Here is a 14,089-nt window from a genome sequence, read left to right as displayed (position 1 = left end):
TGCACAAAAAAGAGCGGCGGACCGATCCGGCCCGCCGCTCTTGTTATTCCATTCAAACCCGAGACTACTTGGAGATCAGGCAGCTGCCGCCCGCTGCGCGATACTGTTCGCAGAGCGCTGCGGCCTCGTCCTTGGAACCGGCAGGAATACGGACACGGTAGAAAGTGCCCTTGCCGGCGATATCGGCCTTGCGGATCTCATGTGCGCGGCCACCAAGCACACCGGCGAATTTCTTCGACAGGTTGGCATAGGATTTGGTCGCCTCGTCTTGCGACGGCAATGAGGCGATCTGGATGCCGTAGCCGCCGGCGGACGCGGCCTGCTGCGGCTGAGCGGCGACCGGTGCTGCGGCCGCGACCTCAGTCGTCTTCGGCTGCTGTGCCGGCGGTCGGACATTGCCCTTCTCGGTCACGGTGCCGACAACGTTGACGGGCTGCTCGGCCGGACGGGCGATCGGAACCGGAGCGGTATCGGTCGCCGCCCCGGTCTTGACCGGGCGCACCGGCGGTTGGACCGGGGCGGGATTTGCAGCCTGCGTGTCGGCGCCACCTGTCAGCGGCGGCTGTGCCGGCGTCGTTTCGGCAGGTGCTGCAGAACGAGCATCGGCGGAAGCAACCTCGGCGCTTGACGGGAAGCTTGCGGCCGTTCCGCCTACCGGCGGCACCGGCGAAGCCGATTGCGCCGACGGGGCCGTCAACGCCGGCATCGGCTGAGCAGACGATGTCACCGGGGCAGCCGGCTGGTCGACGGCTGCTGGTTCCTCGCGGGCGACCAGCGTGCCATCGGGCTTGACGATCATCGTGCGGACCTTGCGCGGCGAAACGGACGGCGCCTTGTCGGCATCGCTAGCGGGCGCGTTTTCGGCATTGTCCTGGTTCGGCAGCAGCCGAGGATCCTCCGTCTCACCGACTGCGGTCGGTGTGACCTGATCACTCGGGTTGGCGTTCTCGTCGTCCTCAGGCAGCGCTTCCGGTGTCAGCGTGCGCTGGACGACATCGACCGGCGCCTCGTCGGAAGAAACCAACGCCTTCTGCTTCGGCTCCTCGGCAGAACCGGCAACACGGTCGTAGACCGCCTTGTCCTGGTTCGGCACGGTCTTGCCGCCGGGATTTTCCGGAACGACCTTGACCGGCTCCTTGTCCGCAGCGATCACGCGCGGCTCGCCCGATGCGACGATGCCGAGCCCCTCGCCGTTCCAGACGGAGGAATAGACACCGTAACCGACGCCGGCGAAGACCACGAGCACGACGGCTCCGGCAAGCAGCCGGCGCATCGACCGGGCCCGGCTGAAATCAGCCGCCTGGCTTGCCGACTCAATCCGAACTTCGGAGGTTTCGCGGCGCTCGACCGGCTCGCGCACGCTGCGGCGGAAATCCTCCTCCAGCGCCCGTTCGAAATCATCGAGGCCATCGGCGATGGTGGGCTTGACCACCTTTGCCGCTGCGGCAGCCGTATCCGTGGCCGGCGCCGGGTTTTCCCGCGGCTTGGCCGGTTCGAAGAAGCTCGCGATCTCCGCGTCGAGATCGAAATCGAAATCCTGAGTTTTCGCGACCGGAGCTGGCTGCTCGACCGGCGGTAGCGCCGGCACGTGCATGTCCTCGACAGCCTCAGGACGATCCTCCGGATCGGAGATCATCGCCGGATCAAACGGCAAGTCTTCGGTCGAGTCAGCGACAGGCGTCCAGTTGAAGGCCGGAGCCGGAGTTGGAACCTGAGCCTGAGCCCGAACGTGGGACTCAGCAACGACAGCCGGAGCGGGCCGTGCAGGGGCGGAAGCCGCCTGCTGGAAAGCAGGAATTTGTGGCTCAGGCGCAAAAACGGCCGCTGCCCTAGGCGAGATGGCAGCGGCCTGCTCGGGAGCACGGACTGCCGGCTCCAGCTGCGGCACGGGCTCAGCCGGAGCCAGCTCTGGCGGTTCGGAGAAATCGAGATCGGCGAGTTCCAGCTCGATGCCGGCAAGATCCAGCTCGAAATCATGGCCGGCGAAGGGATCGTCGGCTTCCGGTACAGGTTGCTGTGCCCGCGAATATGCCGTCGCGGCAGGCTGAGGTGCAGCGACCTCGGCAAGCTGCGGCGCGACCGTTACGGCTTCAGCAGCATAGACCGGAGCAGGCCGAGCGGCAGCCGCGACGACCGGTGCCGGCGCGATCACTTGCGGCTGGACAAATGCAGCGGCAACGGGAGCTGCCTCGATCGATTCGGCCTGCGGCGAAACCGTCGCCGGATTGGGGCGTTGCGGTACCGGATAACGCGAGACGTCGGCGAGCAGATCGTCAAGATCGAAAGTGCCGGCAGTGTGCGGAACGTCGGGCACGACCTCGGTCAGCGCGGCATCGGCCTGGATCTCGCCTTCGACGGCGGCGGCAATGAGATCGAAACCGGCGTCGGACCCGAAATCTTCCAGATCGTCTTCGATTTCGACGAAGTCCTCGACCTCGGCAACCTCTTCCGACGCGATCACCTCGTCGTGGCGATCGAGCTCGGCGGGGAAGCCGAGCGACGGAGACGCGGATTCGAATTCCTCGGACGGCTCGGCAGCGACGATGGGGGCCAACTGCTCGACGGCGGGGGCGGACTGCTCGATTACGGGCTGCGGCTCTGCAGCGGGCAGATCGGCGGAATGCGCTTCAGCCACCGGCGCTGCGGCTGCTTCGACCACAGGTTCGGGCTTCGGCGGAACAACCGATTCCTCGCGTTTCGCGGCGTGGAAATTGGCAAGCGGCAACCTGATGCTGGCGGCCGACCACTGCGGCGCCTTGGCGGGCTGCGGCAGCGAAGAGACCGGAGCAGCACCGATCGACAGCTCAAGCTCCTCGATCAGGTCGCGGGCACCGCCGATAGCCGATTGCACCGGCGTCTCGAAAGCGGGCTCGACGGAAAGCTGCTGCGGCCAAGCCGCCGGGTCGGCGGCGGGCGCATCCCAGTTGCTTGCTGCAGGCACAGTTGCTTCCTCAGCCTCAACGGAGGCGACGGAAACCGGCTCTGCAACCTCCGGCCTCTCGGCAGCCGGAGAAACATCGAGAACGGGCTCAATGTAATCTTCGGGGATGACGTCGTCGGAGATCGGCTCGGCTGGCCGGTCGAGCTCTGCGAGCGGACGTGGCGAATCGTAACGGTCGAACTCGCGGCCAAGCTCGTCCTCGAGATCGAGGGCGGGCTCCTGCCGCGCGGGCTCGGTTATCGTGTTTGCTGCAACACGGGGTTCGAAGCCGACGATACGGGCAAGTTCGGCCAACGGATCATCGTCGGCAAACAGGTCATCTTTTCCGCGCGTATCATACGCAAGTTGTTTATCAGCCATGCCTATCCCACTCGCAAACGCCAACTCTGAATTGCCAGCGCATTGTGGGGAAATGGTGACGTTATCGCATTTCGTCCGGTGCGGCAGTGCCTGTAATGGCAAGTCCCGACTTCAAAACCGACGCGACGGCGTACACCAGCCCAAGTCTGGCAATAGTTGATTCTCGGTTTTTATCATTAACAAATCGTAATTCCGGCTGATCTTTACCTTTGTTCCAGTGCGCATGGAAAGAACTAGCGAGGTCGTAGAGGTAAAAAGCGACCCGATGCGGCTCCTGTGACTGGGCTGCAGCCTCGACGATCCGCGGGAATTCGGCGAGCTTGGCGACGAGCTGCAATTCGGCCGGATCGCCAATGCCTGCAACGGTTTGCGCCAGTTCGGCGGCCGAAACATCGAGGTCGCCAAAAGCCTCCCTCGCCTGCCGGAAGACCGACATGCAGCGGGCATGCGCATATTGCACGTAAAAAACCGGATTATCTTTCGACTGTTCCGTCACTTTGGCGAAATCGAAGTCGAGCGGCTCGGAATTCTTGCGATAAAGCATCATGAAACGCACCGAATCACGACCGACCTCCTCGACCACTTCCCGAAGCGTAACGAAATCGCCCGAGCGCTTCGACATCTTCACCGGCTCGCCGTTGCGATAGAGCTTGACGAGCTGGCAGAGCAGCACCGTCAGTTTCGCCTCACCGTCCGAAACGCCACGTGCAACCGCTTCCAGGCGCTTGACGTAGCCGCCATGGTCGGCGCCAAGCACATAGATCATCTCGTCGAAACCGCGGTCGAACTTGTTCTTGAAGTAGGCGACGTCGGCGGCGAAATAGGTGTAGGAGCCATCCGACTTGATCAGTGGCCGGTCGATATCGTCACCGACTTCGGTCGAGCGGAACAGCGTCTGTTCGCGATCCTCCCAATCCTCAGGCAGTTGTCCCTTCGGTGGCGGCAGCGTGCCTTTGTAGACATAGCCCTTGAAGGTCAGGTCGTTAATCGCCGTGCGGATCGCGGCTGCACCATGGGCATGCAGCGTGCGCTCGGAGAAGAAGACGTCATGATGGACGTTCAGCGCCGCCAGGTCTTCGCGGATCATCACCATCATCGCATCGATGGTGCGATCCTTGACGATCGGCATCCATTGGTCTTCCGGCATGTTGTGCAGCCGTACGCCGTAATCGGCGGCAAGCGACTGGCCGACGGGCACGAGATAGTCGCCTGGATAGAGACCCGAGGGAATTTCGCCGATCTTTTCGCCGAGCGCTTCGCGATAGCGCAGGAAAACCGAACGGGCGAGCACGTCGATCTGCGAGCCGGCATCGTTGATATAGTATTCCTTCTCGACGTCGTAACCAGCAAAGGCGAGCAGGTTGGCGAGCGCATCACCGACGACGGCACCGCGGCAATGGCCGACATGCATCGGGCCGGTCGGATTGGCCGAGACATATTCGACGTTGACCTTCCGGCCCTCACCAAGCGTCGAGCGGCCGTAATCGATGCTGGCGCCGATCATCGCAGCGAGCAGCCGCTGCCAGTAGCCGACGGCCAGACGGATGTTGATGAAACCCGGGCCGGCGACCGAAACCTCGGCGATGTCGGCATCCTCCCTGAGCTTGGCGATGATGATGTCGGCCAGCGCGCGCGGGTTGGTTCCGAGCGGTTTTGCCAGCACCATGGCGGCATTGGTCGCGACATCGCCATGGCTCGCGTCACGTGGCGGCTCGACGGCGATGCGGCCGAAATCGAGCTCGGATCGCTTTTCCCTGACCAGATCGATCTGTTCAAGGGCGGTTTTGATCCTGGCTTCGAAGTCGGTAAAAAGGTTCATCACACTCTTCCATGCATAGGCTGTGCCAAAGGCTTAAATCGGCCTTCGGCGGGGCGACCGCTGCCTATCGCAAATCCGGAGTCTGGTCAAACAATCGCCTGTGGGCGCTGATCGCATAGGTGTCGGTCATGCCGGCGAGATAATCGCCGACATGGCGGGCCTTCGGCGCATCCGACAGGCCGGCGATATGATCGACCCAGTAGTGGCTCTGCATCTCCTTGGGATTGGCCATGTAGGCGGCAAAGAGATCGGTGACGATCTGCGCCGCACCCGCACGGATGCGCATGATATCGGGATTGCGGTAGATACGTTTGAAGAGCATCGCCTTGATCAGCCTGTCGGTCTCGGCCATGTGATCGGAAAACGTGGCGATAACCCGGTCGGCACCGCGAATGTCGGCTGCGCTCTCGGGGCGCAGCAGGGAAAGGCGTGCCTGCGCGACGCCGATCACGTCTTCGACCATGCGGGTGATCTGCCGGCGCATGATCTCATGGGTGAAGCGGCTCGGCTCCAGATGCGGGTATCGCGCCCTGACCTCGGCCATCAGCCCGGCGAGAAACGGGATTTCCTCCAGCATATCGAAAGTCAGGTAGCCGGAGCGCAGGCCGTCGTCGATATCGTGGGTGTTATAGGCGATGTCGTCGGCGATCGCCGCGACTTGGGCCTCGAGGCTGGCATAGGTTGCAAGCTCGAGATCGTGCAGCTCGCAATAATCGAGGATCGGCTGTGGAACGGGACCGCGCGTGCCGACACCTTCGGGCGTCAGCAGCGGACCATTGTGCTTGACCAGACCTTCGAGGCTTTCCCATGTCAGGTTGATGCCGTCGAATTCGGCATAACGCCGCTCCAGCTTGGTCACGATGCGCAGCGATTGTGCATTGTGGTCGAAGCCGCCATAGGGCAGCAGCACCTCGTGCAGCGCGTCCTCGCCGGTATGACCGAACGGCGTGTGGCCGAAATCGTGCACGAGCGCCACGCCCTCGGCCAGATCCTCGTCGAGCTTCAGGGCGCGGGCGAGCGCGCGGGCAATCTGCGCCACCTCGATCGTGTGCGTGAGCCGGGTACGGTAATGATCGCCGTCCTGAGCGATGAAGACCTGGGTCTTGTGCTTCAGCCGTCGGAAGGCGGTGGTATGGACGATGCGGTCACGGTCGCGCTGGAAGTCGGAGCGCGTCGGGCTTTCATCCTCCTGATAAAGCCGTCCGCGCGTCGTCCAGGGGTCGGCCGCATAGACCGCCCTTTCACCGCTGCCGAAACCCAAAGCACGCCTATCGATCGTCATTGTTCACCGTCATCCTGCATGTTGCCGCATCTGCCCATTGACGCCGCTTTGCGCTCTTCATACCTATAGCCCGAAGAAACGGCAAAGAGGTGCTTTCTCAACCACCTCGGCGCATCATGGCCTTTTTACGAAGATCATGATAAGTTTGTTTGATATCAGGCATTTGAATATTCGAGTGCCAAAACCCATTCTCTCCGGATCTTGACCCCGGCAGGAGGAAACATGACGGATACGAGTGTAACCCTTTCAGATGCCGCAGCAAAGCGTATCGCTGCGATCGTCGGCGCCGAGGCCGGCAAGAGCGCGCTGCGCGTCTCCGTCGAAGGCGGCGGCTGCTCGGGCTTTTCCTACAAGTTCGACCTTGCCGACAGCGCTGATGACGACGACGTCGTCGTCGAAAAGAACAATGCCAAGGTGCTGATCGACAGCCTTTCGCTCGTCTACATGGCGGGTTCCGAGATCGACTTCGTCGACAATCTGCTCGGTCAATCCTTCCAGATCAAGAACCCGAACGCAGTGGCAAGCTGCGGTTGTGGCACCAGCTTCTCGATCTGAAGATCCGAACGCACTGCGTTCTCCCCATCGAACCGGCCGAAGATAATGCTTTCGGCCGGTTTACCGTCTTGTCCGACGACGAAAGACCACGATAAAAGAAGCGCACTAAAGCGCACCGCCTCGAAGCTGATTCATGCGGCGCGCTTTAGTTCTTTTGTTTTTATGCATGCCGTTATCCAGAACCGCTGCACATTTCTGGGCGACATGCATTATGCGCAACGGGACAGAGCCATGAAGATCGCGACCTGGAACATCAATGGCGTCAAGGCGCGCATCGACAATCTTACGCAATGGCTCAAGGATTCCGATCCGGATATCGTTTGCCTGCAGGAGATCAAAACGGTCGACGAAGGTTTTCCAAGGCTCGAGATCGAGGCGCTCGGTTATCACGTCGAGACGCACGGTCAGAAGGGCTTCAACGGTGTGGCCATTCTCTCGAAGAGTTCACCTTCCGAAGTGAACCGCGGCCTGCCCGGCGATCCGCTGGACGAACAATCCCGCTTCATCGAAGCGGTGTTCACCCTGCCCGACACACGTATCCTGCGCGTCTGCTGCCTCTACCTGCCGAACGGCAATCCTGTCGACACGGAAAAATATCCCTACAAGCTCGCCTGGATGGAGCGCCTGCGGACGTTTGCAGCCGAGCGGCTGGCCTATGAGGAGATGCTGGTCCTTGCCGGCGATTACAATGTCATCCCGGAACCGCACGACTGCTTCGATCCCAAGGTCTGGGAAAGCGATGCGCTGTTTCTGCCGCAGACGCGGGAGGCGTTCCGCCGGCTCGAAAATCTCGGGCTGACGGATGCCGTGCGCGTGACGACGGATGCGACGCAGCTCTATTCCTTCTGGGATTATCAAGCCGGCGCATGGCCGAAGAACAACGGCATCCGCATCGATCATCTGCTGCTGTCGCCTGAGGCCGCCGACCGGATGACGTCGGCTGCAATCGAAAAACACGTGCGGGCCTGGGAAAAGCCGTCCGACCACGTACCGGTCATCGCTTATTTCGATTTCACGGCCTGAGGCTTTTCGCCTTGATACTAGTCGTCGGAGCTAGTTGCGATGCTGTGCGATAGGGATACCGCCGTGCGGCGGTCGGCCTCATTGGCAACGGAGAAGGCCTGTTCCTGCAGCGCTTCCATCCAGCTGCAATCCTTGGGCTTGCAGCGGTCGAGCGCGGCCGTCATCAGCGCCAGGCCGCGGGCCGTCTGGCCCTCGTCGAAAAGAATATTGCCGAAGACCGCCATGGCGCCTGGGTGACCGCTCTTGCGGGCCTGGTTCAGCCATTTCTTCGCCTGCTGCGGGCTGGAATTGCCGCCCTCGCCGGCCAGCATCATCTGCGCCAGCTGGAACTGCGCCTCGGGGACGCCAAAGGTGGAGGCCACCTGAAAATAAAGCTGGCGCGCCTGGCTGAGGTCGATCCGGACCGGACTGCCTGATATGCCGTGTTTGTAATAATTGGCGAGCGACAGCAGCGCGTTGACAAAGAAGCCGGTATCTTCCGAGCCCGGTTCGACGCCCTGCTGGGCGATTTCGCTGTAAATCTTGAAGGCTTCGAAATCATCCTGCGTGACACCGTCGCCATCGGCATACATATTGGCGAGCGCCCAGCGTGAGCCGGTGTGCCCCTTTTCAGCAGCGTATTTATAGGCTTCGACCGCCTCTTCCTTCTGTCCGTTCTTATAGGCCTTGAAGCCGAACTTGAAGAGGTCGAAGGGTCCGGATTCCTTGCTGACGCCCGCCTTGATGTCAAATGCGCGGACCGGGCCGGACAGCGCCAGCGCTACGGCCATCGACATGCCCATCAGCATGAATTTGAACAGTCTGAACTCGGACGTCACCATTTCAACCGATTTCTTTCGCTCATCGCAGGCAGGAAGCAGCGGCGCTCGCGCTGTGCATTCCGCGGATGTATTTCTTCGAGGCGAGCGATCCCGCGGCGAGCTCCATGGCTCCTTTGCCCGCGTCGCATCCAGCCCACTGGCCCTCTCTCGAAGGCCGAATTTTCAGCGCATCATTCAGAACCACCCGGCTCACGGCATGGCCCGACAGCAATCTCCGTGGCAGGCTTTCGACAGTTGCGGCATCCGCCTTCCCGCCTTCACCATAATCGTAAACAACAAATGTGACGAAACCGGTATCGACATCTCCAGGAAAGCCGTGCCGCTCATCCGAGCGGGCCGAAAACGACAACAAAGAACGGCTCGACGGCGCCGCCGTGAGACCGGATTGGCGGTCGCAACAGCCTTGTGCAGAAAGCGAAACGGCCGCAATCAAACGATTGTTGCCAATCGTATCGCGCGATCTGTTGTTGCCGGAAAAAAATCGACCCATGCTACTATTTACACGCACCGTAAGCCTGCCCATCACCTTGCCCGCAAATAGCGCTGCGCCCTCTTTGTGGCGGGAAATGGACAATTTCACCCCGCTGCCACCTTACGGCAATCGTCGTAAAAAAGTGTTGCTGAATCGTCACAAATCAGAACGTCAATTTGTCTTACGGAGTGCTCAAAAAAAGCCCGGCAGACTGCCGGGCTCTCAAACCTCTACTTGGGACGCAGGGTCAGAACTTGATCTTTACGCTGGTGGAAAGCGCCGCCACCAGATCGTCGCCGAAGGAATAAGAGACGTCGTCGCCGTAAGTCTTGCCGTTATAGACGAAGGTGCCGGATTCACCGGCGGTCATGATGCCGAGCGCACCGGCCAGACGCCATTCGACGTTTTCGACCGGCGTATAGGAAACACCTGCGCCAAGCGTCCACGTGTCGGTTTGGGCGCCGTAGCCCTGGCTTGTGCCGCGATCCCAGGTCAGGCTGAGGGCGCCTGCCCATTGGTCGTTGAACTTGTGGCCGACGCCGCCGCTGATCGTCCAGCCGTCGCGATACAAGAGGTCGAGCGAGGTGAGTTGGCTGCCGGCGTTGCAGGCGACGACGCCCTTGGTGGCCTTCGGGCAGAAGGCGATCGACTGAAGCACGCTCCAGTTCGTCCACTTGACCGAACCGAAGGCAAGCCAGTCGGGGGCAATGCCGCTCTGCAGCTTCAACTCGACGGAATCGGGCGCTTCGGCCGAACCGTAGACGGGTGTGACGATACCGAGGTAGGGATTGGTGGGACTGACGGCCTTCGGCACCTCGGTCAAGTCGACCGTGCCCGTGAGATCGTCATACTTGACCTTGCTGTTATAGACCAGGCTGGCGCGAAAGGCATATTCCGGGATTTCGTAGGCGACGCCCGCCCGCCATCCCCAAGCCTGGTCGGCAAGGTCCAGACGGCCAGTGCCGTCATAGATTAGTGCGGCCGGCAGAGTGGTGATCGGGGCGACGAGGCGCGTCTTGAACCCCTCGACCGTCTGGTAGAATCCGCCACCGATCAGGCGAAGCTGTCCGGGACCCATGTCGAAACGATAGGAGCAAGTGGCACCGTAGTTGCGGGTGCTGATCTTGGTTTCGATGTTGTTGTTGACGCCCAGCCAATCAGTGCCGGGATTGGTGTGTGCGCCGAAGGGCGTTGAATAATCGCCCAAGCAGTCGATGGCGTCTCCGAAACCAACCTTTACCCCGAGATAGGGGACCCAGTAATCCTCCGTCTCATCCGCTGTGGTCGAACCACCGCCGATGCCGTTGGTGCCGAGGCCGTCCGAGGCTTTGGTGTCCTTGACGTTCGTCAGCCTGCGCTGCGGCATGACATAGGTCGCACCGGATTGCACCGAGAACCGCGAATTGTCGAAGAGAAGGTCGATATTGTATCCGCCGCGCTCCAGACCGCCGGCGAAGGACGGCGATGCAAGCGACGAAAAAAGAACGAGCGACGTTACGCCCTTGGAAAACCTACGCGATGCCATTGTGTCTCCCCCACTCCAGCAATTGATGTCACGTCACTCTAGTAAGTGTTCGCTCGACATGGCAACGCGCGCCACGGCAGCGCTTCCAGGCATTGCAGCGACTAGCTTACGTAAAGAAATTGACGGACACGTCAAAAAATCTGGTTAATAAAATTTTATTCCCAGGTTATCGGTTTTAAGATGGGCTTTTGGGTTTTCATTCCAAACATTGCAGAAGCTGTATCAATCCGACAACAGTGGCAGTTTTCACCCCCGGGAGGTCCGTCCAGCCGTAATCCACAGGCTCAGCGCCTGAAATCAGCCGCTTTCAGGCCGAATCACGCGCGCCGAACCAATGAAAAAGACGCGCCCGAGGAGGGACGCGCCTTTGAAATAAAATACCAAAACGGGCGATGAACCTTACCCGGCTTCGCTTACCCTGGAGAGGGCAGTGTTCAAGCTGGCGATCTGGCCCTTCAGCTCGTCGAGGCGCTCGCGTTCGGCCTCGACCACTTCGGGATTGGCGTTGGCGACGAACTTCTCGTTGGAGAGTTTGCCGTTGATGCGCGAAATCTCACCTTCCATTTTGGCGATCGCCTTTTCGAGACGGGCCTTTTCGGCGGAAAGGTCGATCAGATTGCCGAGCGGCAGGCAGATGGTAGCCTCGGCGACGACGATCTGAGCAGCCCCCTTCGGCGCATCGTCGGCCAGCGATATTGCCTCGACACGGGCAAGCCGCTTGATGGCGGCGTCATGGCGGAACAGACGTTCGCGCGTCAGGTTGTTGGCCTTGACGACGACGAGCGGGGCTGTCGCCGACGGCGGTACGTTCATTTCGGCGCGTACTGAGCGGATGCCGGAGACGAGGTCGATCAGCCAGTTGATCTCGTCGGCGGCCGCGTCGTCGGCATAGGAGGGCGACGGCCATTCGGCATGGCAGACCAAGGTGTCGCGCTCTTTGCCCTCGCCTGCCGTATGGGCCCAAAGCTCTTCGGTCATGAAGGGCATGAAGGGATGCAGCAGCTTGTAGATCTCTTCGAGAATATAGGCGCTGCAGGCCTGGGCCTCGGCTTTGGCACCCTCGTCCTCACCATTGAAGACCGGCTTCAGGAGCTCGAGATACCAGTCGCAGACCTCGTTCCAGACGAAGCGATAGAGCGCGCCGGCGGCATCGTTGAAGCGGAAGGCTTCAAGCGCTTCCGTAACGTCACGTTCCGTACGGGCAAGCTCCGTCAGGATCCAGCGGTTGATGGTGAGTTCGGCCGCCTCGGGCACAAAATGCGGGTCGCTCTTGACACCGTTCATCTCGGCGAAGCGCGTGGCGTTCCAGAGTTTTGTGCCGAAGTTGCGATAGCCGGCGATGCGGGCCGGATCGAGCTTCACGTCGCGGCCCTGCGCCGCCATGATCGCCAGCGTGAAACGCAGCGCGTCGGCGCCATATTCATCGATCAGTTCCAGGGGATCAATGACGTTGCCCTTGGACTTCGACATCTTCTGCCCATTCTTGTCGCGCACCAGCGCGTGAATGTAGATCGTATGGAAGGGTTCGACAGGATCGCCATTCTCGTCCTTCATGAAATGCAGGCCCATCTGCATCATGCGAACGACCCAGAACGGGATGATATCGAAACCGGTGACCAGAACACTCGTCGGATAATAGCGTGCGAGTTCCGGCGTTTCGTCCGGCCAACCGAGTGTCGAGAATGGCCAGAGCGCGGAGGAGAACCATGTGTCGAGCACGTCCTCATCCCGCGTCAGGATCTCGCCCGGCTTGAAGTTTTCGAGCAGGTCCTCGACATAAGCCTTCATTGGTCCTTCATGCGAGAGGTAATGCTGGATCGCCGCCTGCAGCGCCTCTTCCTCTGTCTGTTCGACAAAGACCTGGCCGTCCGGGCCATACCAGGCGGGAATCTGATGCCCCCACCAGAGCTGGCGAGAAATACACCACGGCTCGATGTTCTCCAGCCAGTTGAAATAGGTGTTTTCCCAGTTCCTGGGAATGAACCTGGTTCTTCCCTCGCGAACGGATTCCAGCGCGGGTTGTCCCAACGTCTTGTTGTCGACAAACCATTGTTCAGTCAGCCGCGGCTCGATAGGCACGCCGCCGCGGTCGCCGTGCGGCACCATGTGCTTGTGCGGCTCGATCTTGTCGACGAGGCCGGCCTCTTCGAAAATCTCGACGATGATCTTGCGCGCGAAGAAACGGTCCTGTCCTTCCAGACGGTCCCAGGCGCCATGCAGCGCTGCCGGATTGTCGAGACCTTCGAGGAAGTCCTCGTTCTCCTTGATGGTAATCGTGGCATCGACATTCATGACATTGATGGTACGCAGCTTCGCGCGTTTGCCGACCTCGAAGTCGTTGAAATCATGCGCAGGCGTGATCTTCACCGCGCCCGTGCCGGCCGTCGGATCGGCATAGGAATCAGCGACGATCGGTACCTTGCGGCCGACGATCGGCAGGATGACATGCTTGCCGACGATCGATTCATACCGCTCGTCTTCGGGGTTGACGGCAATGCCGGTATCACCCAGCATCGTCTCCGGCCTCGTTGTCGCGACGACAATATAGTCACGCGTCTCGAATTCGGTCGGCTTGCCTTCCTCGTCGAATGCAATCGGATATTGGTAGGTGACACCCGGCTCTAGCGGATAGCGCAGATGCCAGAGATGGCCCTTTACCTCGTGCTGCTCGACCTCCATGTCGGAAATGGCAGTCAGGAGTTTGGGGTCCCAATTGACGAGGCGCTTGTCCTTGTAAATCAGGCCTTCCTTGTAGAGTGTGACAAAAACTTCGAGGACGGCCGTCGACAGGCCCTCGTCCATGGTGAAGCGTTCGCGCGACCAGTCGCATGAGGCACCAAGGCGCTTCAGCTGGTTGAAGATCAGGCCACCCGATTCAGCCTTCCACTCCCAGACCTTGTCGATGAAGGCGTCGCGGCCCATTTCGCGGCGGCCGGGCAGCTGCTGTTCCATCAGCTTGCGCTCGACGACCATCTGCGTGGCGATGCCGGCATGGTCCATGCCCGGCTGCCAGAGCACGTCCTTGCCGCGCATGCGCTCGAAGCGAACCATGATGTCCTGCAACGTGTTGTTGAGCGCATGGCCCATGTGCAGCGAACCGGTAACGTTCGGCGGCGGGATGACGATGGTGAAGGTCTCGGCCCCGGGCTTGGCGTTCGCGCCGGCGCGGAAGGCGTCGTCCTCATCCCATTTCGCGGCGATTTTGGGTTCGACGGCAGCTGAATCATAGGTCTTGTCGAGCATTTTCTGACCAATTTCGAGGTTCGAGGATGGCGTTTGTAAATAGGATGG

At 60.9% G+C, this 14,089-nt stretch carries 9 protein-coding genes; 2 read left to right on the top strand and 7 right to left on the bottom strand.

Annotated elements, in window-relative coordinates:
• Positions 1–64: 64 nt before the first annotated feature.
• The 3 genes from J3O30_RS09810 to J3O30_RS09800 form a co-directional block, all read right to left on the bottom strand.
• Positions 65–3,301, bottom strand: coding sequence for an SPOR domain-containing protein (locus J3O30_RS09810; RefSeq protein ID WP_207583964.1), 3,237 nt, complete (start codon positions 3,299–3,301; stop codon positions 65–67).
• 61 nt (positions 3,302–3,362) lie between these two features.
• A complete protein-coding gene (gene argS, locus J3O30_RS09805; protein WP_207583963.1) occupies positions 3,363–5,120 on the bottom strand; it encodes an arginine--tRNA ligase in 1,758 nt (585 codons plus the stop codon).
• Between the two features lie 64 nt (positions 5,121–5,184).
• Positions 5,185–6,402, bottom strand: a complete 1,218-nt coding sequence (locus tag J3O30_RS09800) for a deoxyguanosinetriphosphate triphosphohydrolase (RefSeq protein ID WP_207583962.1) — start codon at positions 6,400–6,402, stop codon at positions 5,185–5,187.
• A 222-nt stretch (positions 6,403–6,624) separates the two neighbouring features.
• Here J3O30_RS09800 and erpA point away from each other — a divergent pair, with 222 nt between their 5' ends.
• Both erpA and xth read left to right on the top strand, forming a co-directional pair.
• A complete protein-coding gene (erpA, locus tag J3O30_RS09795) occupies positions 6,625–6,957 on the top strand; it encodes an iron-sulfur cluster insertion protein ErpA (RefSeq protein ID WP_164009248.1) in 333 nt (110 codons plus the stop codon).
• A gap of 231 nt (positions 6,958–7,188) precedes the next feature.
• A complete protein-coding gene (gene xth / locus J3O30_RS09790) occupies positions 7,189–7,980 on the top strand; it encodes an exodeoxyribonuclease III (RefSeq protein ID WP_207583961.1) in 792 nt (263 codons plus the stop codon).
• A gap of 17 nt (positions 7,981–7,997) precedes the next feature.
• On the opposite strand, the gene exoR is transcribed toward xth, so the two are convergent.
• From exoR to J3O30_RS09770, 4 genes are all read right to left on the bottom strand, one after another.
• A complete protein-coding gene (exoR, locus tag J3O30_RS09785) occupies positions 7,998–8,801 on the bottom strand; it encodes an exopolysaccharide production regulator ExoR (protein WP_207583960.1) in 804 nt (267 codons plus the stop codon).
• Positions 8,802–8,820: 19 nt separating this feature from the next.
• On the bottom strand, positions 8,821–9,381 hold the full coding sequence (locus tag J3O30_RS09780; RefSeq protein ID WP_246762742.1) for a hypothetical protein: 561 nt from the start codon (positions 9,379–9,381) through the stop codon (positions 8,821–8,823).
• Between the two features lie 139 nt (positions 9,382–9,520).
• Positions 9,521–10,798, bottom strand: coding sequence for an OmpP1/FadL family transporter (locus J3O30_RS09775; RefSeq protein ID WP_207583959.1), 1,278 nt, complete (start codon positions 10,796–10,798; stop codon positions 9,521–9,523).
• Positions 10,799–11,197: 399 nt separating this feature from the next.
• Complete coding sequence (locus J3O30_RS09770) at positions 11,198–14,041, bottom strand: valine--tRNA ligase (RefSeq protein WP_207583958.1); 2,844 nt, start codon at positions 14,039–14,041, stop codon at positions 11,198–11,200.
• Positions 14,042–14,089: the final 48 nt, after the last annotated feature.

Origin of the sequence: Rhizobium sp. NZLR1 (genome assembly GCF_017357385.1) — a bacterium.
Classification (GTDB): Bacteria; Pseudomonadota; Alphaproteobacteria; order Rhizobiales; family Rhizobiaceae; genus Rhizobium.
The sequence above is the reverse complement of the archived record's forward strand: the minus strand, read 5'-3'. Positions and strand labels throughout refer to the sequence as shown.